Source organism: Saccharibacillus endophyticus (genome assembly GCF_013185185.1).
Lineage (GTDB): Bacteria > Bacillota > Bacilli > Paenibacillales > Paenibacillaceae > Saccharibacillus > Saccharibacillus endophyticus.
Window position 1 is genome coordinate 716,904 of sequence record NZ_JAAZWE010000002.1, and the last position, 22,382, is coordinate 739,285.

Annotated in this window: 19 protein-coding genes and 1 pseudogene; 1 reads left to right on the plus strand and 19 read right to left on the minus strand. The window is 54.1% G+C overall.

All coding sequences use genetic code 11. The annotated features are described in order from the left end of the window. Positions 1–42 precede the first annotated feature (42 nt). From HRQ63_RS09080 to HRQ63_RS09105, 6 genes are all read right to left on the minus strand, one after another. Complete coding sequence (locus HRQ63_RS09080) at positions 43–1,749, minus strand: phage tail tape measure protein (protein ID WP_172242185.1); 1,707 nt, start codon at positions 1,747–1,749, stop codon at positions 43–45. A 45-nt stretch (positions 1,750–1,794) separates the two neighbouring features. Further along, entirely contained in the window at positions 1,795–2,793 is a 999-nt protein-coding gene (locus HRQ63_RS09085) for an ABC transporter permease (RefSeq protein WP_172242188.1), read from the minus strand. Further along, positions 2,790–3,719 carry an ABC transporter ATP-binding protein gene (locus HRQ63_RS09090; RefSeq protein ID WP_172242191.1) on the minus strand — a complete coding sequence of 310 codons (930 nt, stop codon included), beginning with the start codon at positions 3,717–3,719 and terminating at the stop codon, positions 2,790–2,792. Before HRQ63_RS09090 ends, HRQ63_RS09085 begins: the two co-directional genes overlap by 4 nt. Next, the gene (locus tag HRQ63_RS09095; protein ID WP_172242194.1) at positions 3,716–6,118 is read right to left on the minus strand and encodes a type 1 glutamine amidotransferase family protein; all 2,403 of its coding nucleotides are present in this window, start codon (positions 6,116–6,118) and stop codon (positions 3,716–3,718) included. The genes HRQ63_RS09090 and HRQ63_RS09095 overlap by 4 nt, the downstream gene beginning before the upstream one ends. A gap of 222 nt (positions 6,119–6,340) precedes the next feature. Beyond that, positions 6,341–7,240: a formyltetrahydrofolate deformylase gene (gene purU, locus HRQ63_RS09100; RefSeq protein ID WP_172242197.1), complete on the minus strand. Its 900-nt coding sequence runs from the start codon at positions 7,238–7,240 to the stop codon at positions 6,341–6,343. Between the two features lie 51 nt (positions 7,241–7,291). After that, complete coding sequence (locus tag HRQ63_RS09105) at positions 7,292–8,419, minus strand: deoxyribonuclease IV (RefSeq protein ID WP_172242200.1); 1,128 nt, start codon at positions 8,417–8,419, stop codon at positions 7,292–7,294. A gap of 195 nt (positions 8,420–8,614) precedes the next feature. On the opposite strand from HRQ63_RS09105, the gene HRQ63_RS09110 reads away from it, so the two are divergent. Continuing rightward, complete coding sequence (locus tag HRQ63_RS09110) at positions 8,615–9,526, plus strand: TIGR01777 family oxidoreductase (RefSeq protein WP_172242203.1); 912 nt, start codon at positions 8,615–8,617, stop codon at positions 9,524–9,526. Positions 9,527–9,740: 214 nt separating this feature from the next. Here the strand turns inward: HRQ63_RS09110 and HRQ63_RS09115 are convergent. The 13 genes and pseudogenes from HRQ63_RS09115 to HRQ63_RS09175 form a co-directional block, all read right to left on the minus strand. After that, positions 9,741–10,097: pseudogene (locus HRQ63_RS09115) on the minus strand (Rpn family recombination-promoting nuclease/putative transposase); the annotation flags it as partial. 40 nt (positions 10,098–10,137) lie between these two features. Then, positions 10,138–12,060 (minus strand): DUF6382 and FHA domain-containing protein, encoded by a 1,923-nt coding sequence (locus HRQ63_RS09120; protein ID WP_172242209.1) that lies wholly within the window; start codon positions 12,058–12,060, stop codon positions 10,138–10,140. A 12-nt stretch (positions 12,061–12,072) separates the two neighbouring features. Continuing rightward, positions 12,073–12,588 (minus strand): A24 family peptidase, encoded by a 516-nt coding sequence (locus tag HRQ63_RS09125; RefSeq protein WP_172242212.1) that lies wholly within the window; start codon positions 12,586–12,588, stop codon positions 12,073–12,075. A gap of 120 nt (positions 12,589–12,708) precedes the next feature. Continuing rightward, positions 12,709–13,662, minus strand: a complete 954-nt coding sequence (locus HRQ63_RS09130) for a TadE/TadG family type IV pilus assembly protein (RefSeq protein ID WP_172242215.1) — start codon at positions 13,660–13,662, stop codon at positions 12,709–12,711. A 16-nt stretch (positions 13,663–13,678) separates the two neighbouring features. Next, a complete protein-coding gene (locus HRQ63_RS09135; protein ID WP_172242218.1) occupies positions 13,679–16,003 on the minus strand; it encodes a pilus assembly protein TadG-related protein in 2,325 nt (774 codons plus the stop codon). A gap of 63 nt (positions 16,004–16,066) precedes the next feature. Further along, positions 16,067–16,696, minus strand: a complete 630-nt coding sequence (locus tag HRQ63_RS09140; protein ID WP_172242221.1) for a pilus assembly protein — start codon at positions 16,694–16,696, stop codon at positions 16,067–16,069. Between the two features lie 87 nt (positions 16,697–16,783). Next, on the minus strand, positions 16,784–16,972 hold the full coding sequence (locus HRQ63_RS09145; RefSeq protein ID WP_172242224.1) for a Flp1 family type IVb pilin: 189 nt from the start codon (positions 16,970–16,972) through the stop codon (positions 16,784–16,786). 50 nt (positions 16,973–17,022) lie between these two features. After that, positions 17,023–17,901, minus strand: coding sequence for a type II secretion system F family protein (locus HRQ63_RS09150; protein ID WP_172242227.1), 879 nt, complete (start codon positions 17,899–17,901; stop codon positions 17,023–17,025). 13 nt (positions 17,902–17,914) lie between these two features. Beyond that, positions 17,915–18,787 carry a type II secretion system F family protein gene (locus HRQ63_RS09155; RefSeq protein ID WP_229714150.1) on the minus strand — a complete coding sequence of 291 codons (873 nt, stop codon included), beginning with the start codon at positions 18,785–18,787 and terminating at the stop codon, positions 17,915–17,917. Between the two features lie 14 nt (positions 18,788–18,801). Next, positions 18,802–20,079, minus strand: coding sequence for a TadA family conjugal transfer-associated ATPase (locus HRQ63_RS09160; RefSeq protein WP_172242233.1), 1,278 nt, complete (start codon positions 20,077–20,079; stop codon positions 18,802–18,804). Beyond that, positions 20,076–21,266: a CpaE/TadZ family protein gene (locus HRQ63_RS09165; protein ID WP_172242236.1), complete on the minus strand. Its 1,191-nt coding sequence runs from the start codon at positions 21,264–21,266 to the stop codon at positions 20,076–20,078. Before HRQ63_RS09165 ends, HRQ63_RS09160 begins: the two co-directional genes overlap by 4 nt. Before the next feature lie 168 nt (positions 21,267–21,434). After that, on the minus strand, positions 21,435–21,875 hold the full coding sequence (locus HRQ63_RS09170; protein WP_172242239.1) for a thiol-disulfide oxidoreductase DCC family protein: 441 nt from the start codon (positions 21,873–21,875) through the stop codon (positions 21,435–21,437). A gap of 180 nt (positions 21,876–22,055) precedes the next feature. Then, entirely contained in the window at positions 22,056–22,325 is a 270-nt protein-coding gene (locus HRQ63_RS09175) for a hypothetical protein (RefSeq protein ID WP_037283482.1), read from the minus strand. Positions 22,326–22,382: the final 57 nt, after the last annotated feature.

Genomic DNA, 22,382 nt, shown 5'->3' on the forward strand with positions numbered 1-22,382 from the left:
CCCTTTGACAGCCCCTTGCGGGCCGGATCGATTGTTGTTCAATTACGATTCAGGCCGGATTTCGGTAAAGTAGCTCTCGACCAAACCTTGCACGCTTTGCGGCAGATCGCTACGGCCGATCGAATCTTTCGCCCGTTCGGAATACTCGCTATACACTTCTTCATAAGGGCGGCTCACGCCGTCAATCGTAGGCGATACGCCTCCGGTCTGTTTGTCGCCGCCGCTGGACGGGCCGTTGTCGGATTGGATATTGCCTTCGCCCTGCAAATCCCGAGGCGTCGTGACCAATTCGCGTCCGCCGCTTCCCCATCCGGCGCCGCTGCCGCCTTGCCCGCTTCCGCTGCCTCCGGAACCCGAGCCCGAGCCATTACCGGAACCCTGACCATTTCCTTGGCCCTGACCTTGTCCCGATCCTTGCCCGGAAGCCGTGCCTTGCGAGCCTTCGCCTTGTCCGCTGCCGGAAGAACCCGACTCTCCTTCTTCTCCTTCTGTGCCCTCGCCCGAACCTCCTTCGCCGGAAGATCCTTCTCCGGTTGCGGAACCCGCGTCCGCAAGCGCTTCGGCCGTGCCTCCGCTGCCCCAGGTATCGGATAACGATACCCCCGCTGCCGCGAGTTCGCCCGCCATATTCATGCCGCTTTGGGCAAGCTGCGCGGCGGCAGCGGCGGCCAGTTCGCTTTGTTCGCCGAGCGATCCGGACTCGGCGGCAGCCGCGGCAAGCTTCTCGGCCAGTTCCTGGATTTGTTCATCCGTCAACTGTCCCGAAGCCGCCAATTCCTCCGCCGCTTTTTTGATCGCTTCCTGCAAAGCCGCCGTTTCTTTCCCGCTTTGCGGTGCTTGTTCGGCGAGATTTTTCAACGCGTTCGCCAGTTCTTTCTTTTGCTGCTCGGACATTTTGGACATCGCGTTTTTTAACGCTTCCGCACGTTCCGCTGCATCCATCGGCGTAGACTTGGCCGCTTCCTGCAAAGCCTGCTGCGCGGCAAGGCGGCGTCCCCAATCCTGCAACTCCTTTTGCTGCCGAGCCGCTTCGTCCGCTTGGCTCCCAAGCTTTTTCATCGCTTCTTCCATCTTGTCCAAAGCTTCTTCGGCACGCTTCGAATCCCCGAGCTCTTGAGCCAGGGCGGACGCCGTTTCAGCCAATGGCGCGCGTGCTTCCGGTTCGATCGGAGCCTCGCTTAATTCTTTTGCCAACGCTTCCGTCTTTTTCTGCTCCGCATTGATCATGGCTTGCTGCTCCGCACGCTGGCGAAGTTCCCTGTCCATCGGATTCGGCAATAAAAGCAGTACGGCGCAGATTGCCGCAAGCGTAGAAGAAGCCGCAGACATCCTGCCGAACTTCCAAACAAACGGCAGACGCTCTTTACGCTTGGCGGCGAATTCGCGTCCGTAAGCTTCCGCCTGTGTCCGCTGCCATTTTGCCGCCGTCGATTCCTGCTGCCGAAATTCCAACGCCGTCATCATCAGATCGCGGCGTTCTTCCGCCGGATCTGCCGCGTCCATCGCCCGGGCGGCTTCTTCCGGACGAACGGGTTTCAGAAAAGCAGCCGCTGCTCCCGACGCCATTCCCAAAAGCGCAAAAGCCAGTGCCCATATCGCAGCATGCGGGATCGGGATCAGATAAGCCGCGCCGAGCAGGATCGCCGCAGCAATCAGGCCTATAGCCAGGCCGCGCAGCGCAAACGATCCCGTTTTGAAAAGCTGCAGCCTGAGCCGTACCGAACGGATCGAAGTCATGATGTTTTCCATATCGATTCCCCTCTCCTTCCCGCTATCCGTCTGAGTGCTTCACGATTAATTTTCGGGCGTCCGCGTCGGCTTCATTTCCGCGACTTCGCCTTCCGAAACTCCTTTATCGCCGACATTTAGAGCATTGTCCGAATCATCCGCGTGCCGATTGCGGCGCACCGGACGAATACGGCGAATCGCCACCCATAGCGCCGCAACGATCGCGACTGCGTAAACCAACAAGAATTGAAGCCAGAGCGCGATCGGCGCATCGTCCTGCAAATTCCCGCTGTTCACGAGAAAGGCTTGCTTGGAAATGTTCGGTTCAAAAATGCTGATCAATGCGCCGACTGGATTGAGCCCCAAAATAAATCCGACCCACGAGTATTTGGGAGGCACGGAGCCGCTATAGTAGGACTGCTGAACGACCGCGTACAGCAGCAGATAAGCGACGCCCGTCACAACGAAGATCACCAGAGTGATGCCGTAGGTCATAATGACCGCCATAATCGTTCTCTTGAACAACGTCGAGCACATGATCCCGATCGCGCCCAACAGCAGCATCGTAAATAGATAGAACAAGAACACCAACATTAACTGCGAAGGCGAAATCCCTCCGTATAAAAACACGATACTGTACACCGGCAAAGTCGCCAGCACGATCAGCACCATGAACGCCAGCGACGAAGCCAATTTGCTCAATACGATCGCGGACGAGCTTTGCTGGGTCGTCAGCAGGATGTTAAGCGTCTGCTTTTCCCGTTCGCCGCTGATGACCCCCGCAGTCAGGGCTGGCGTCATGAAGGCAATCAGCACAAGCTGCGCAATACTGAGGACGTAGAACAGAATCCGGCTGACCGAAGGATCGAACCGCATCCCCGACTGCTGGCTTTGAAAACCCATGCTGACGTAAATGAACCCGATCGCGAGCAGTCCCAAAATCAACACATACGACAGCAAAGCGATAAACGAGCGCGGCGTGCGCATCCGCAGCCGAAACTCTTTATCCAGCACCGGATTAATCCACAGACTGCCGCCGCTTCCGGTTTTGTTTTTCATCTTCATGTCGCCGCTCCTCCCTTCGTGATTTCGAGGAAGACGTCCTCAAGATTGGTCTGGGCTTCATTGAACGATACCACTTCGTATTCCCACTCCAGCACGCGCCGCAGCAATTGCATTTGCTCCGGATCTTGTCCGCTGAAATGTACCTGAATGCCGTTCGCGTCGCTCAGCACCCGGTTCACGTGCGCTTCGTCGCGCAGACGCTCCGCCAGCTCGTCTTGACGACCCAGCGTACGAATATGCAGCACCCGATTGACCCGCATCCGGCTTTGGATATCGGAAACTTTGCCCTGCGCGACCATTCGGCCGTGCTCGATCACGCCGATCTGATCCACCATTTCCGCCAGTTCAGGCAAGATATGCGAGGAAATGATGATCGTTTTGCCCATCCGCTTAAGTTCTTTGAGAATCTCGCGCATTTCGATCCGGGCCCGAGGGTCAAGACCCGAAGCCGGCTCGTCGAGAATCAGCACTTCGGGGTCATGCACGAGGCTTCTCGCCAGGCACAGACGCTGCTTCATCCCGCGGGACAAGCCGTCCACGTAGGCGTCTTTTTTATCCGAAAGATTGACGAGTTCGAGCAGCTGCGGAATCAGCTTTTCCCGCTCGGCGCGCGCAATCCCGTAGCTGGCTCCGTAAAAATGAAGATATTCGTCTGTTTTGAAGCGGTCGTACACCCCGAAAAAGTCCGGCATATAGCCGATTCTGCGGCGTACTTCTTTGGGATGCCGGGTCACGTCGAAGCCGCTGACTTTGGCGATGCCGGAATCCGGCAGCAGAAGCGTGGCCAGAATCGACATGGTCGTCGACTTGCCCGCCCCGTTGGGACCGACGAAACCGAACACCGTACCCGCGTCGATATTCATGCTAATGTTGTCCAGCGCCTGAAAATTGCCATAGCGCTTGCTTAGGTCCTTGATCTCGATCATGGCTGCACCGCTCCTTTCAATTTGATTTGCGGCATCGCCATCGTGGTCCATTCGTTCACCCGAACGCGAATTTGCACCGTATTGCCGTCGGTCACGTAGTCTGCAGCGTTATCGTAAGTGTCGGAGGCGCCGCCCGCTTTCCAATCGACCGGTTCCCAATCGCCCGAAGCTTCGTTCCACAGCTCGAAAGTCGCGGTCTGGGTCCGTCCGTCCGGCAAATTCACGTCCAACTGCTTGTAATCGACCTCGCCGACGGACGGCAGCGTAAAGCCGATCGTCATCGTGCCCGGCGAAGCGCTGAGCCGTCCCATGCCGTCATCGCTGACCTGCGTCGTATTCGTATGGATGACCGAACCGCCCACGTAACCGTAAGGGATATTGATCTCGCCGTTTTGTACCAGTTCTACCGACACCGGCTGCGTGTACATGCTGATCCGGTCGTTGTCGATCGACTTGCCGCCGACATCCAGCGTATCGTCCGAATTTTCCGCGAAAGCGATCAGGAAAGCATTTTCGATCCCGGTATCGCCGTTGACCGCGCTGCCGGCTTGAATATTTTGCGTCATCGAGCGTTGACGGATATACGGATCGTTCGCCGAGCTTTGCGACGGGAACAGATAGCTTCCGATATCGTAATAACCGGAAGACAACGTGACCGAATTTCCGAGCGACGCCGATCCGCCCGGCTCCAAAGTGCCCAGCTTATACAATTTGCCGCCGGCGATCAGCGCGGCGTCGCTGAGCGGCATGTCCGTTTCGTTCACCACGCTGCCGCTGACTTGGCCTTTTTCGTCGGCCGTAAGTTTCGCGTTCAACCGGCCTGTTTCGATGCTGCCCGGTTCTTCCACGCCGAATTTGGCGACGGACCAGTACGACATATCACCCAGGCGAAGCTGCGTGGCGTCGGGTTCTTCGCGAACGAAATTGCCCAGTTCGCCGCTGACCAGACCGTTATTGCCCATGAAAGCATCGGTGCTCATCATCGATACCTGCGTTCCTTTCGGAAAATCGACCGTGTAACTGCCCGAATTCGGCACGAACAAAGCGGTAGAGCTGCTTCTTACTCCTTTGCCCTCGCCGTCCATATTCACATAGCTGATCGTATGCGCAAGCTCGTTCGTTTTATCCGAAGAACCGGCCATATAGATTGCGGCGCTCGAAATGATCGCTACCAACGGAATGAACACCCACGCCCATTCGCGCTTGTCGAACTTGCGCAGCACCAGATACAGGATCGGCGCTACGACGATCACGTAAACCAGCAGCATCCATACCAGTCCGCTGAGCTTCGGCATATGCAGCGACGGAAAATAATCGAGCATGTACGACATGTTGTAATAAGAGTTTCCGTACATGCCGCCGTTCATGTTCACGGTCTGAAGATCGGCTTGCAGCAAGCCGCCCCACAGATCCGCGCTGCCCGCCCAGGAAGACAAAGGTTCGAGCGCGAGATCGTAAGCCGAATACCAGACCTGGCCGGCTTGGGCCGACATCGAAGCGACTAGCGGGAGGCCGTTGTTATCGTAACGGACGTCCGCTTCGGGCTTTGCGGTTGCTTGCGCGGCCGTCATGGAAGCGCCGGCGGGAAGTTCTTTGCCTCCGCCTCCGGATGCCAGGGACGCCGCGGATACCGACACCGTTCCGCCCGATGCTTCCACCGGCGACAGATCGGCCAACGCGCCGACCGTTTTGGCATACCCCGCGCCGCCCCCGAACACAAGCGCGCCGCCGCGCTCTACCCAGGTCCGAATCGCGTTATTTTGTTCTTCGCTCAGCGTGTCCGAAGCGAAATCGTTCATGACCAATACGTCAAGACCGTCGAGCAGCATCGCATCGTCGCCGATATCGGCCGCGTCGAGCGGGACGATGCTCACCTGCTGTCCTCTGCCTTGAAGCAGGTTCAGGAAATTCATCGTGTCGGGATCGGAAGCCAGCACGCCTACCACCCCCCCGTATTGACTGGAACTCGAAAGGTAAGAGCGGCCTTCGCGGAAAGGCAGCGAATCCCCTTTTTCCACCGAGCCGGAATAAAACCGGACCATGCTCGTATTCCGGGAATACGAACCGCCCGGAATAGCCAGCGTTACTTCTTTGGCCGTGCCGGCCGGAAGCTCGACGCGGCGCACGTATGTACTTTCGCTCATTCCGTTTTGAGGCGCGACCTGCACCACGAGGTCGCCCGATAAGTCCCGATCGCTGGTCAACGTCACTTTAAGCGGATTCCATCGACCGTCATTAATCTTGCCCCCGTAACCGAACTCGGTCGTTACTTTGAGACCGCCTTCGGCGGCTGCCGCGCTCGCTTCCGCAGGCAGGATCGGCAATAAGGCCATAATCAGCGCAAGCGGAAGCAGAAGCGCCATGCAGCTTTTGGCTGCTATTTTCGTCCATGCAAACATAATATTCTCCTTTCGCCTTGTAAGCCTTCAGAGCGCATGCACGCCATAAATAGCTAAATTTTACAACCCCAGCAACGACAGCGGCCTGTTGATCGCTCAACAGGCCGTCTTTATGCGCCTTTCGGCTGCAAGATGATATGGGATCGGCTGCTGAGACTTCCCCTTATTAAAGACGACTTTCAGCAGCTTTTTGTTACGAAAACAATAGTTTACGGTTTTGTCTTAATTAAAAACGACCGTTTTGTTGTGATGCACCAAAATGCGGTCTTCCGCATGCCATTTCACGGCACGTGCCAATACGACCCGTTCGATCGTGCGTCCGATCCGCTTGAGTTCGGGCACGTCGTCGCGGTGGCTGACACGCTGCACGTCCTGCTCGATGATCGGGCCTCCGTCCAGCTCTTCCGTCACATAGTGAGCCGTCGCGCCGATAATTTTCACGCCGCGATCGTACGCTTGCGCATACGGCTTGCCTCCGACGAATGCCGGCAGGAAGGAGTGATGGATGTTGATGATGCGGTTGCGGTAGTTTTCGATGAAGTAAGGCGAGACGATCTGCATATAGCGCGCCAATACGATGAGGTCGATATCGTCGCCGACCGCTTCCAACTGCTGACGCTCCGCTTCCGGCTTATTGTCTTTGGTGACCGGAATATGGCGATATTCGATCCCGAAAGACTCCACGTATTCGCGCATATCAGGGTGATTGCTGACGACGACCGCGATTTCCGCGTCCAGGTCGCCCGCCTGCCATTGCCACAGCAGCTCCACCAGACAGTGGTCTTCTTTGGAGACGAAGATCGCCAATTTTTTCTTTTTGGCCGCGCGGTAGATTTTCCAATCCATCGAAAAACGCTGCGCGATCTCTTCGAAATCCGCTTCCAGCTTCGATTGCTTTTCCGTCAATCCTTCCAGATCGAACTCGACCCGCATGAAGAACATGCCGCCGTCCGGGTCCATCGTATACTGGTCGGACTGTACGATATTCGCTCCGTGATCGAACAAGAAACGGGATACGGCCGACACGATTCCCGGACCGTCCGGACATGAAATAAGCATGCGCGCCCGGTTTTCCGGCTGCTGATGACCTGCGGAACCCGCAGTTTTGATATGAAGCTCCATGATTCTTGAATCCCCCTTAGGTCTGGTAACGACGCTTTTCGCGCCCGGAAATTAAAAACGTGTCAATGCTTCCTTGCCTGCCAGCACGCCGATCAAACGTTTGTTCAAATCTTCTTCGGAAGCATTCGGCAGAACCGCCGCTTCTACGGCTAAATCGTACAACCGGTCAAGCGGCTCGCGAGGATCGGCCTTTTTGGCTTTCGCGTCGTTTTTCAGCACCGACCATACATCCAACGTGAAAGCCCGGGGATCGATTCCCTGCGCCGCGAAGAACGCATGCAGCTTCTCTACGTCTTCCGCAAAACCCGGACCGAAACGCTCACCTACGTTGCCGCGCAGAAGCGCGATCTCGACTTCGTACATCGGACGCTGCGTTTTGACGTCTTTGCCGATCCACGGCGTTTCCAAAATGAACGGGAGATGGCTCAACGACGAATGATTCACGACCTTGTTGATTGCGTCAAAGCCGATAAAGCCTGCGCCGATCGGCGTATGACGGTCTTTTTTCGCTCCGGACGGATTTTTGCTATCATTAATATGCATGACGCCCAAGCGATCCAAGCCCACGATATCGTCGAACCGCTTCAGCACGCCGTCGAAATCGCCCGCAACGTCGTAACCCGCGTCGTGAATGTGGCAGGTGTCCATACAAACGCTCAACCGGCCGTTGTCCGGAACCTTATCGATGATCCGCGCCAGTTCCTCGAACGAGCGGCCGACTTCCGTGCCTTTGCCCGCCATCGTTTCGAGCGCGATATTGACATCCGTTTCCGCTACGCCGTTCAAGACTTCGGTCAGGCCTGCCGCGATGCGTTCGATGCCGTATTCCGCGTCTTTATCCGTAAACGCGCCGGGATGCAGCACAATTTGTTTCGTTCCGATCGCGTGCGTGCGCCGGATTTCTTCCTGCAAAAAACTGACGCCCAGTTCGTACGTCGCGTCTTTGTACGAGCCCAGATTGACGATATACGGCGCATGCACCACGATCTCGGGCACGCCGTTTTTCTCCATCAATAGGCGTCCTTCTTCGATATTCATCGTCTCGATAGGCTTGCGCCGCGTGTTTTGCGGAGCCCCGGTATATATCATGAACGACGTCGATCCGTAGCTGTTCGCTTCGTTCGCCGCGCTCACCAGTCCCTTATCCGAAAAGGACACGTGGGAGCCGATTTTAAGCATGGTTCATCCTCCTCTTCGTCTGCGGTCGCTGCCCGATAACGACAACGAACGTCCAAACCTTGTTTTATTCTAACGTGAAGCGGGCAAAAAATCCACGAATAAGCATCAAGTGCAGAACGCATTTATCATTGATTTGTATTCCGAAGGCGAACGGCGTTTAATAATAGGAGAAGCAGGCACATAGGGAGGTCAAACATGAAGATCGCGATCAGCGGAGGAACAGGATTCATCGGACGGAAATTAACGGAAAGACTGATTGGATCGGGGCACGAAGTCATCATCATTTCACGAAAAAAAGCAGAGCAAGCCGATCATTCGGGTCCTGCGACGCTAACCTGGGACGAGATCGCTCAAGACCCGATGCGCCTTGGCGGGTGCGACGGCATCGTTAATTTGGCGGGCTCGTCGCTCAGTCAACGCTGGACGGAAAAGTCCAAAGCGGAGATGGAGCGTTCCCGGCTGGAAGCGACGCGAAAATTGACCGAAGCGATTCGGAGGTTGGAGCAGCTGCCGTCCGTGTTTATCCAGGCATCCGCAATCGGGATCTATGGAACGGATGAGACGAAGGTATTCGACGAGTCTTCGCCGCCGGGCGGACAAGACTTCCCTTCTCGTTTATCCGTAAAATGGGAAGGTTCAGCGAACGACATCGAACGCATGCCGGAAGTCAGAGTCGTTAAAATGCGAATCGGATTGGTCATGGGGCAAGAGGCAGGCGTATATCCGGTGCTGAAGCTGCCTTACAAACTGATGGGCGGAGGACGCCTGGGCAGCGGAAAGCAGTGGATGTCCTGGATTCATATCGACGATCTGACCGCTCTGTTCGAGTTCTGCCTGACCCATCCGCAGATCGCAGGCCCGGTGAATGCCGTTGCTCCCAAAGCGGTCAGACAGGCTGAATTGGGCCGGACGATCGGGCGCGTCATTCATCGCCCGCATTGGTTTCCGGTTCCGTCTCCGCTAATGAAGGCCGTACTCGGCGAAATGTCGCTAATGGTGTTGGGCGGCCAGCATGTGGTTCCGACGGCGGCGGAGCGTGCGGGGTTCGAGTTTTCGTATACGGATGCGGAACAGGCGATTCGGGATTTGGAAAAGGAACCGGGCTGAGCACGATTTCGAATAGCTTGTTCAAACGGCCTGCGACCGATAGAAAGCGAAATCAAAAAAGAGTCTGATTCAGTGGTTCTGAACAGACTCTTTTCGGTATGTCGCGCACGAACCATTTATTCTTTTAACGCCAATATTTCCTGCTCAGTCAACCCGGTAGCCTGCATGATCGTGTCCAAATCCAAATTCAACCTCAGCAGGTTTCGAGCGACTTTTTCAACGCCTCCCAGTGCTCAAGTTCGATTCCGTTGAGAAACCACAACCCGTTTTCCAAGCCGCCATCGTTCGGAAGGGTATCGGAAAGCTTGGACAATTCCAAAAAATGAATTTCCAAATCGTCGATCAACGTGATCGCCGAACGATCTTCCCGCAAATGAAATACGTTATGCACTTGCTGATTGGGTAAAGCGGAGTAATTCAAAATATGGATGGTCGCGCATTTTTTCAAGGTTTGGTACGGATCGCCTTCGCTAAGCTGCGCTCCGTAACGTCTGCTCCAATAAAACAATGTGCGTTTCTCGATATCGTACTTGTTGAACAACTGCATCTCGATATTAATCAGCTGGCATTCAGCCCCGATTTTTTCTTTTTTTATTATGCCAAATTTCGGATTATCCGCACCGCAGCGTATAAGAAATCCCGGCAATTTTAAACGTATCGCCCTCATTCAAATCATAAGCTTTATAAGGCGTCAACGCTTCGCTGTTCAGAATCGTACCGTTGCGCGAACCGATATCTTTGATGGTGCATTGCGTACCGGTCAGCTCCAGCTCGACATGAGCCCGCGATATTCCTGCTGCTGTTTCGACATGCTGGGACACCTCCTGCGAACGACCGATGGTGAAGCTTCCAATCGGCAAAACAATGCTTTTAGGCAATGAACCGTTTTCCAACCGTTCCAAGCGATACTGAGAGCCGCTGGAAATACTGCCCGGATCTCCTAATCCGCGTCCTCCGTCCAACATTACGGTTGGCTGCGAAGCCGGAGGAACCAGCATGCCTGTTCCCGGAACCGCAGGAGGCGAGGGACTGAATTCATTAGGCGATACGTTATCTTTGGAGTATCCGTCCTCGCCCTGGCGCCCGCCGTAAGGCTGCGAAGGCTTAAGGAAATCCGGAAGCTGAAATTTTTCATTGCCCGAGTCTCCCGGGGCATTCCGTTCCCCGGCACCGTTTTTGTTGGCGGCCGGAACAGCTCCATTCTCCTGCTGCCCATAGAAGACACGATGACCCGAAGCTCCTCGCGGTTCCTGCCACGATGCGGAAAGTGCCGCTGCTTCCTCTTCTTCCTGCATACGAGCTGTACCATGTTTTCCAAAATTCAACTTGCGCGTCCAGCCGAGATACGCAAATACGAGAAGAATAGGCGTCGCTACTACGCAAATCAATAAAGTAAAGGTTGCAGGACTATCCAAATATAAAAATTTCCACAAAACAGCCAGCAGCATGACACAAATCAACGGAATGACCAGTCGTCCATTTTTAGTGTCTTCGACAGCATCTTCAGCTTGCACGTCACTTCCCGAATGTTTTTCCGTTGACCGCCCTTTATCTTTACTGCTTCGGCGGCTGCCGCCGAATAGACCGCGACGCCCGGCAGCCTCATCCTCCTCTACGGTCGAAGCTTCAGCCATCGACTCCGATCTCCATTGTGCAGCACGCGCTTGAGTATGGACATTACCCGCCGGAATAGCTTGTTGGTGCTGCATGGCGTTAGGATTATTCATCGGAAACGCCAAAGCCTGATCTCCGTAAGCAGCGCCTCCGCTTGATGCGGCAGAGAATGCTCCATATGTATTTTCTTGCGGCCAGCTGGCTTGTGGCGTAGAACTGCCGTAACCGTTGCCGTTGTTATGAGAGCCTAGTGTTCCTTGCATGTCTCTATAGTCTCCCATTGGCGCAAACGGTTTGGGAGCCGCCGCACCCGCGGCCGCCAAGCCCCCCGTGGGTTGCTTACCGCTTCCCGCCAACAGACCGATCAACAGATTTTTCAGAGATTGCAACGAAAACGAAGATTGCTCGCACATTTGCAAAATACGTTGAACTCCGCTTCCTCGCAAGTCGTCTACGGAAGCCATCCAACGTGCCGCAAGTCCGCCGATCCGTTCGCGACTCGGCGCAAGCTCAACTGATTTGTTCAGCGGCAAGTAAGTCAGGTAGACCGTTCCTTCCGATAAAGGTCCTTCCACGAACATATAGTCTTCTTTAAGCAAAAAGCCGTTCGGATTCAGCATATAAGTCATCCCGTATTCAAGCGCCGTAACAATTTGCAGCAGCAGCGCATAATATTCGACCAATGTGATCTTTTCCGTTCTCATGCAAGTCGACAACATTCTTTTGCCGCCGATGTTGTAATGCAGTTCCGCTTCGGCATCCACCTCGCGCACATGCAGATCAAGAACATGCGGAACGTTGGAAGAAGCCAACATTTTGACTTGAACGCGGTTCAAATCATCCCCGCTCAGTTTGCGTTTATTTTTCAGTACCATGTAAGTCGTATCCCTCTGAACGAAATCGGTGACAAACTCTTCCACATCCAACACTCCTTAGTACATATAAAAGTATCCGGCCAAAGCGCCGGGCAGAACCGCCCACATGAAAGGAAACGTCAGATGATTAGCCCGATCCGAAGCAATCGGTGCAAAACTGCGAAACATGAACACGCCTACAAAGCTGCTAAAAATCCTTTTGATCCGGCGCATGCTTTCACGACGCCAGATCAAAATCCCGAGGCCGATGACGCCTGCAAATAAAATAGAGTAAAGCAGCGTTTGGGCAGCAAATAAAGTTCCTGTCCAAGCACCGATCCCGGCAAACAACTTCACGTCTCCTGCTCCTACGGCACCGAGCAAATACAGCACGAACAGGACGACAAACCCGATCGCGCATCCTTTCGCCGCAAATAACAATCCGTCCAGCCCGTGAACGGCCCCCTGATAAATCAGCCCGGTAAGGACAAAGGCCAAATTAAGCCGGTTCGGGATTTTTCGGGTTCGAACATCCGTCATGAATGCGACCGCCAAAAAACAACCACAGCCGATGTAGGCCAAGATATCGTTCATTTCGTTCCCCTCGTTTCTTTTTCCTGACTCGTCCTAACGCCCGCGATACCGCACCGATCCTTGTGTATGAAGTCCGATTTGCGGTATCGCCGGCGTTAAGCCCCGCCTTTTGTTCGATATTTACTCAGGCAATTTAACCTCGAAGGCAGCTTCCGCCGTCGCTCCGCCGCCGGCTTCTACCACAAGCGCCCATTCTCCCGGTGTCGTATTGCCTCCGACCAGCCATGTCCACGAAATGTTTCCGGAGGCGTCTGCCGTTTGCTGTCCGAGATAACGCGCCCGGCTGTTTCCGCTTTTGTAAACGACCTTGATCGTGGCGATCTGTCCGGGTTCGACTTTTGCCGTGACCGTTGCCCGACTGCCCCGATAAGCGGGACTGGGTACGGAAGTGATCGAAACGGAACCGGTGCCCGCATCCGCTGCTGTTCCGTCTGTCGCTGCCGTTTCTCCCGTGTCGCCGATCCATGCCCGTTCTTCGGCTTTCGCGCGAATGGACATCACTTTCCCCGTAAACGGAACCTTAAGCGGCATTTCGTAGGTGAGTTCTACGCCGAAATAAGGCTGGTTGCTTGTTCCGGTCGTCGGAATGGTAATCCCGATCACATGAAGCTTGTCCATATCGAGCGGTCCGTCCTTAATCAAAGGCTGGAGCAACGGTTTAATAACGGGATCAAGCACAGCCGAAGAAATCTCGTCTTTGAGCGATTGCAAAGGAACATCTCCGCTTGCCGCGGCTTCCGACACCCAGCCTCCGATCGGCTCGGGAAGCGAAGACGCGTAGGTAGCCGCCAACTCGCTGAAAGAGATCTTTGAAAATCCTTGAAGGCCCTTCGCAATAGGTTCTGTTTTACTTAAATGATCCGCTGCCATTTGGACCGGATACAAGTGCGTGGACACCTGTTTGGCGGCTTCGGAGGCAGTTGTTTGCAACACGGTTGAATAAGCCGTCATCTGCACGATATAAGCCAAGAAAATGAAGGTAAAAAGAAAAATAGGCAGGACAAGCGACGCTTCTACGGCGATACTGCCCCGTTCACCGGCTGTTCGCCGGAGCTTGTTGTACACTCGCTTCATGTTCCGCCTCCGTCAATCAATAAGAATAGTCCGCTTGCAGGTCAACCGTATACTCTTTGCCTGTCCAAGTACCGCCGCCAACGCCGAAGGTCTTCATGACGCCCGGCAGGAACCAGATCGGCATGGAGATCGCCGTATCGCCGGACAGGTAGGTATAGTGATCGTCCGGATTGACGCCTGTATCGAAACGGATCAGGGCCAGCATTCGCGACAAGCGATTATCGTTGCCGGGATGGGCGAATAAAAATAGTCTTAAGTGATCTTTATAAGTCAGCTTGATCGGAAGGGTCTTGGCTAAATCGATATGTCCCTGGGTTGCCAGCTTGGTCATATCCCCTACTGCTGCGATCAAACCTTCTAAAATCGCTTTCGCCAGGATTACGAGCGGATTGCCGTACATAAGAATATCCGGATCGATCAACGCTTCCATGGTTCGAATCGCCAAACGCATCGCGAAAATCTCACCGTAAGCTGCCGCCAGATTTCCGCCCGGATTGCCGAATCCATAGATGATGTACTCCAGCTCCTGCTGGTCGATCGAAAGAAGTTCCGCTGCCGCCGCTCCGTCGATCGGGGCACCGGGTTTCATAAAAGCTTCAACCTTGGAAAAATCAAAGTTGGAAAAATGATCGGAAGCGTATTCGTTTTGCAGCAAGCGATCGCCTGTCGCATCCAAAAGTTCCGAAATCCCGCCGAAAAATCCATCCATTTTTTCCATCGAATCTTTTCCTGCGGCTGCCGGATCTTCTTCTCGCGTCGTCGTCTCCAAAGCTTCGACGGACGCTCGATTCAGATCCACGTTTTCCTGAAAATATTTCTCAACCTCTTTAAAATTTTCAAGATTGCCTTTGGATTCGGAAAGGAACTTAATCAGTTCATTTGCTTTTTCAAGCTCGTTTTTCGCATCTTTTTCAAAACCTTTGCGTTTCTCATCATCGGCCCGGTGTTTGGCAAACGTTGCTTCGATTTCCTTAATCACGCTTCCGCCGCTCCCATATCGATCTCTGTACTTGGAAGACGCCTGACCCGCAGTAGCGACGCTCAACTTCAAGTTATACGCACTCATTCCGGAATTGCTAAAAGCTTGCGCCAACAATCCTTCCAGTGCTTCGACTTTCGACTTCATCCATACAAAGTCTTCTTCTTGCTTCGTAATATGGTTTCCCATCTCCGTGAAGAATTCAGCTTTCAAAGGCAGCTTTTCCATTTCTTCGCGAATCTTCGCCGTATCGCCGGATGGTCCGTTTTCTGCACCCGGAATATCCGAATTCGTAACGTTGTTATATGCACCGTCCGCACTTCGGGTACCGATCCTTGCGATAACCGCCGCCATTTCTGCATTCAATTCTTCAGCTTTTTTCAAATGCTCTCTGGCCTTGACCATGTCATTGCTATGCGGAGGAAAAGCCCTGCCGACGATACTATTAATGCGTGACGTAGTGCTTCCTGATCCTCGTTCATACTGATCAATCTTGATCAGCAAATTGAGCCATTCTAAAAAACCAGGATTATCCTCTTCTGTCGTTTCTCCTTCTATCGCTGAAGGTACGGGTATCTTTTCAGGCGGCGGAGTTTCCGTAGAAACCCGCTCCTTCTGCACCTTGTAATCGTGGTATTGTGCAGCCATATCGGTCGCTGTTGATACACTTCCGCTAAGCGGAATATCCGAGATATCGCCAGTACCGCCGCTTCCGGCTGTCCCAATGTTCTCTACCAGTCCATCCGTACGCTGCCCGGCTTTCTTCATTAAATTCAGCATTTTGTCCAACTCGGCTTCACGCTTGTCATAGAGCTTTTGCACTTTTTCCAGCACTTCGACCGCACCCGAGGCTTCTTTCATCGCCTGCGACATCGGTTTGAATCGCCCCACGACTTCGATCGCAAAATTGACCGGAGCTTTATATTTCATTTCTTCATTAATTTGCGTTTTAAAAACTTCATAATTGCCCAATTCGCGACTAAGCTCTACCGAAGAAGACACCAACTTTGCATCCATGAGCGGCAGCATATCCTCGCGCGCTTTGTACTCCAGGCTTCGTTCAAGCACACCGGAGAAAATCATGGAAGGGTCTGTTTCGCCATAAGCAAACAATCCATAAGTACGCTGCAATTCCGGCACATAGGCCGACATGACGGAACGCGTTGCGGCATGGGCAAGCCGTTCCGCTTTTGCTTTCAACGCTGCCATACGTGAATAGTCGATAAAGATCGCAACGAACGCCAATACTACAGCCAGAACCAAACTTAGAAAAATAGTAATCGAACCGTGTTCCTTTTTCCAAAGACGAGGCTTCGGCGTAAAGAGACGCCAAAGTCTATTTTCACTTGATTTGAATTTCAACTTTTCACCCCCAAGCCGGAATGCATCCCCTATCGTACAGCCCGGCTTTTGTTCGTTTGTCTGTTACTTCTTGGCTACTTTGCTCAATTGCACGCCAGCGTTCTTCGGCGTCATTGCTACGGCTTCCCCGCCTTTTTCCTCGGCAGGAACAGCCTTATCCGCTTTGAACTTGCCGGCATAATAACGCACCAACTCGATATTGCGAATAAATTCCACAGGTTCCACGACCGTAGAGTATTGCGCACCGCCCATTTTGTCTCCGGCAATGCGTTTGATCGGAGTCAGGTTAAGCGGAGTGTACAATACCGTCGTAATCGGATGCAGCAGTCCGCGCTTGCTGGTCATCGTACCGTCCATGCCTGCGGGGAGTTGCTCAGCCGCTTTTGCCATCTTGGTCGCACTCAGCGATCCGCCTGCCCCTCCCGGAACATTGATCGTTTCTGCTGCCGTCTCTCCGCCTACACCGCTGAACAGCGCTGCGAGCAGTTGGTCGTCAGTCAAGCGCCAGTAGAGTCCTTCTTTATCCTCAGGATTTTCACTGAAACTGCCTGTACGCGCGTCCTTATGCTGGTTGTTCCAGCTGTATGCGGCACGTTCCGACGTAATCGCTGAGGCTTGGACGAGCATGGCGCTTTGGTAGAGGTAGAGGCATAGCATAAGGATCATGATGACAGAAAGCATAACAACTGGCATGACAAGGACGGATTCTATCGTGAAACTGGCACGATTGTCGTAAATGATCGATTTCAAAAAAAGCTTCGCTCGACATTTCATCAGCGATCACTTGAAGAAGTCTTCGCTTTTTTTCGTTACACTTTCAAGCAATTTGTTGACTAAAGTAGTAATTTGCGTTTTGAAAATCAGTGCAATAATCAATGTGACTCCGATAATCAAAATAACTTCCAACGTTCCCAAACCTTTTTCTTCTTTCCAAACTCCTTTGACCTTGTTACCGATTGCTTGCAACATGAATATTCCTCCTTAGAATAGAAAACTTAAAATAAAAAACTGAATTCCCCTTACATTTGAATCAGCATCATAGCCGGACCCCCGACCATCAGCATCACGACCAACAGAATCAGCACCATCGGAAAAACCAACTTCGACGAAGCCTTCTCCCCTTGAATTCTCCCTAGTGCCTTTCGCTTATCCCACAGCGTTCTCGACAAATCCCTCAGCGCCATCGCGAACTCTCCGCCTCCGCGCTTATGGTTCAACAGAACCGTCGTCACGAAGACCGTCGCATCCTGCACGCCGCAGCGTTTGCCGAACTGTTCGAACGCTTGATGAAACGGATCGCCGCTGCGCCATTCCGTCACCATCCGGTCCAGCTCCTTGTACAGCGGATGGTCACTTCCTTCTTTCTGCTGCGAACAGCGCACGATCGCTTGCTGCACCGTCTCCCCCGCGCCGACCAACAGCACGATCTTGTTCAGCATCTCCGGCAGCTCCATAAGTATCTTATCCTCGCGTTTTTTCACCTTGGACGCCAGGTCTTTGATCAGGGCAAAAGGAAGGACCACAGCCATCCCTGCCCCGACCGCCAACCAAGCTGCCGAACCGCCGTTGCCGATAGCCATCGCGCAGCCGAATATCAGCAGCAGCACCGCATAGAGCAGCATCTGCGCCATAAATAGCATCGTCCGCTCCGCGCTGTCGCGCAGACCTTCTCCTCTTTGCACGGAAGATTGAAGCTTGTGGAAAAAGATCGGAAACCTCGCGGCAATCCGCATCTGCTCCACCAGCACTAACATCAACGGCAGCAATCCTCTTAAACGAATGCCGTCCATCGGCAGTGCAGCGATTTTCTTGTGCGCTTTCGTCAGTTTGGTCGCCGCGATCAATAACACAATAACCAGGACCAACAGCAGAACTCCCGAAATCAGCGTTGCAATCATGCCTTCACCCCGCTTAGATTTGAATATTCATGATGCGTCCCATCAGCCAAGCACTTAGAAACAGCAAGCCGAGGCCGACGCTAGCCAGAATAATCCCCATCGGAGTGCCATACAGCGGAGCCATAAATTCCGGTGCCGAAGCGTTGATAAACAGGATAAAAATAAACGGCGTTGCCAGCAAAATATTCGATTCGAACTTTTTTTGCGCGATCATGACCGAAATATCCTGCTGGATATCCATCTTCTCCCCGATCACCGTCGAGGTGCGCCGCACAACTTCGATCAAGTCGCCGCCCGTGCGTTTACAAGTCACGAAGACGTCGATAAAGTTGTCGATATCTTCAATCTTCGCCCGCCGACCGAAGTCGAGCAGCGCGGATTCGATCGGTTCGCCGTACTCCAATCTCGTCGTGATCACGTCCAGCTCGCGAATCATGTCGCTGTTCCCTCCCGGGTACAACAGCTCCAGATCTTTTGCCGCTTCCCGGAACGCATTTTCAACGGATCGGCCAGCCGCCATCGACGAGGACAGCGAATAGAGCGCCTGCTTAAAATGCAATTTCAACAGCATACGCTTGCGCTCGATCTGCCGCTTCTGCCACATCTTCGGCGCTTTTAACGCAGGGATGGTCAATAGGAGAGCAAGCAACCACATGTTGTAAAAGATCATGCCGACAGCAAACAGCACGCCAGCAACTACGATCATGCTCAACACTTTCTCGTATCCGGCCAGTTTATACGTGGTATAGTCCCGCAACTTGTCCGCCGGCGAAACGGGGTTTGCGGCTGACGTCCCACCCGAACCAGGCGGACCTCCGCGCTGCGGAGCACCTTTCCCGGACGCGGCTTTGCCCGTGGCCGGCCTGCGGGCTCCGCTTGCGTTCATACCCAGCAATAGATTCACCCCCCTTCAGGCAGCCCGGCAACCTCGCGCCAATCGGCTGCTCCCGCGTCTTGCAGTTTGTCCGTATGCATCATCGGTTCAGGGCGCCGCCGCAACTTTCCGATAATTTTGCCTTCCTTCTCGCCTTCTTCTTCGAATCGGAACAGCTGTCTCAGCTCAACTTGACCATTTTTCGTCCCCAGCACTTCGCTGATTTCCACGACGCGCCGGGAACGGTCACGCAGCCTAGACAAATGCACGAACAAATCAATCGCCGAGGAGATCTGCTGGCGTACCACTTCGACCGGCAGGTCGGCTCCGCTCAACACCATCGTTTCCAGACGGCTGAGCATGTCCTTCGCACTGTTGGCGTGGCCTGTGGATAACGAACCGTCATGCCCTGTATTCATGGCTTGAAGCATATCTAGCGCCTCCGCACCCCGAACTTCCCCGACCACGATCCGGTTAGGGCGCATCCGCAGCGAAGAACGAATGAGATCCCGGATCGAAATCTCGCCTTTTCCCTCTACGTTCGCATTGCGCGTCTCCAGCGAGACCAGGTTGGGCACGGTAACGATCTGAAGCTCAGCCGAGTCTTCGATCGTGATGACCCGTTCGTCCGGCGGTATGTATTGCGACAGCGCATTGAGAAACGTCGTCTTGCCTGAACCCGTACCCCCGCTGATAAAAATGTTGTACCGACTGCGCACCAATGTCTTCAAAAAGTCCGCAGCATCCGTATCTAACGCTCCCCTACCGACGAGATCGTTCATCGTCATCGGCTTCTCCGGAAACTTCCGGATCGTCATGGTCGGCCCTTTGAGCGCGATCGGAGGCAGCACCACGTTCACCCGGGAGCCGTCTTTGAGACGCGCATCGACGATCGGCGACGATTCGTTGACGACGCGGTTGACGCCCGATACGATCGTCTGCACGATATCCTCCAACTTCTCCTTCGATTCAAAGGTCTGCGGCACACGACGTACCTCACCATGACGCTCGATAAAGATTTCCGTATGCCCGTTGATCATGATCTCCGTCACCGTTTTGTCGTCCACCAGCGGCTGCAAAATATCGAGTCCGCGAAACGAATCGTACACTCGGCGCACCAACGCACGCTTTTCCCCCGATGTCATCGAAGCTGCCCGAACGTCGGACAACACCTTGCGCTCGATCAACTTCATAAGCTCCGTATCATCCGCCGATTGCGTGACATCCAGCGAAGATCGAACCTCGGCCCGCATCTCGCGGAACATCTCTTCCTGAAGCTGTTCCTCCTCGGCTGCACTCTTCATTGCCAACCTCCCGCGGCTTGTGCCAGTTCTCTGCCGGTAGCGCTGCGATTCCCCCGCTCGCCCAGTCCAAGCTGTTCGCACAGCGCAAGAATATCACGTTGGAAAATAGGCGATCCCAACAGCACATCCTCGCGCGACACGTATTTCCAAGACGGGATGTAAGACAAGAAAGCAAAAGGGCGGATTTCGGGTCTTGGCAACGTATTCTCCAAATGATCGCCATACCGATTCACGATAAAATGGCTTTTCCCCAGCAAGGCATAGAACCGCTCGGGTTGACGGGTTTCCCAATGATTCATCCAGCCCGCCGCCTTCTGCAAATGCAGCAAATCATCCGTCAGCATCCAGAGAACCCGATCCGCCCGATCCAGCAGCGCCTCGGAACGTTCATGGCTTTCGGTATCCGTATCCGCCACGATGATGTCGCACATATCGCTTGCTGCGAGATAATCGATCAGAGCCGTCGTGTCCGCTTGATCCATCTGAAGCAGTTCGTCCGGACGATCCAGCGGAGGGAAAGAAGCGCACTTCATCCGTTCCTGAAAAGACGCGTAGCGAGATAACGGCGAGCGGAAAAGTTCCCCGGTTTCCCGTGCCGCACGAAGATCGTAGAGCAGCTCAGGCAAGCCGCCTTCCCGTCCCTGGTGTCCGCCGCTTCCGCTCCGGAACGTCACCGAACTGTCCACCGTCTCCAGGTTCAGATAGAAGACTTTAAGCCCGCGACCGCCCAGCTGCTTCGCCAGATTCAGCGCGACGGTAGTCTTGCCCGCCCCCGCCGCAGCCGAGTACACAGCAAGCACTTCCGCTTTTCCCGATAAAGTTAAGGCTCCGTTTGCCGAAGAAGCTTGTGCACTGCCCGCCAGGTCCATTACGGCCGTCAGCAGCAGGTTCAACGGTTGAAACGGCAGCAGCACCGGACCGCCGAGCGCAATACTTTCCTCGCCTCCGCCCAGCACGGCCCAAGGAACGCCCTTCCCTCCCTCAGACGCCAGCCACGGTGACAGAAAATCCGGCTCGCCAAGCACAAAGTCCGGACGTCCCTCTCCCATTGCCGCCAAAAAAGCCTCTACCTTCGAAAAAGCTCTCACGCTTACCTGCTTGGCAAATTCCCCGGTGCGTGCGTACAGCAGGAACGGCTCGATATACTGTTCGTCCGCCACCGCCAGCGTAATCTGCAAATTCCGCATATGATGTCCCCTCACTTTTCCACGCAACACAAAAAAGCACCGCTCGCAAACCTGCCGTTTATGGCAAGTAAGGAGCGGTGCTTCCGCCGTGTTCCATTAATTTAATCTCACAATAGCATAGAGCTTGCGAGCAGGCAAGACCCATTTTTTTCTTTTTCGCTTATCGGTTCAAACCTGCCCCGTATCCAAAAAGCGCTCCCGCACGCCCGGCGGAGGAAGCGGACAAACGTCGTCTTTTCCGAACCAACGGTACCGATTGCGCGCGATATAGCGATATACGGCATCTCTCAGCGGACGAGGCACGATAATCAGCGCATACAGCAGCGGCCAAGGAAAACGCAGCTTGCGCGCAATACGCAAAGCGGCGGTCGAGCGAACATATCGTCGTCCTTTTTCAACCAGTACCAGCGTATTCGGTTCCCCCGATGCTTCAAAGCCTTCGCCGCCGGACAGTTGTCCTCCGAGTTCGGATTGAAGAGAGGCGAAGCCAAAAACGCCTTTCGGATCACGCTTGACGATAAACCGAACGGCTCCCTGGCAGAAATGGCATACGCCGTCGATCAGCACTACAAAAGAGTTTTCCGCTCGAATTCCGGATTTCGATTCCATCTGCATATTCCTCCTTCGGTTCAACGTTTCGCTTCTCTCTTCTTTACCCTCAACCGTATAACATGCACTTCCGGCCAGCAACAAAAAAACGAACGCCAGGAAGATTCCCGACGTTCGTTTTGCTCGGTTTGCGTATTCGGCTTGCCCCTCAAGCACGTGCTTGACGGGCAGCTTGTCCGCCTACACGAGTTGTTCGAGTCTTCCGTCCTGCATCTGCGCGTCGAGTTCGACCTTGAACTTTTCGAAGCAGTTGCAGATATAGTCTTTGCGGCAGATCGGGCAAGGCGTTTTGAGCAGGCGGCTGACATTAGTCAACTTCCACTCCGGGAAACGGTTATAGAAGACGCGGCACATCGTGCCGTCTTCCAAATGCAGAACGAATTCGTACAGTCCGTCTTTATCGTTGCTTCCGGCCTTGTCTACATCTACGACTTTCGGTCTGTAAGCCATGTTTAGTATCACCCGTTTTCATAGTCTCGACATGGGGAGAATGCTTCACCCACGCCG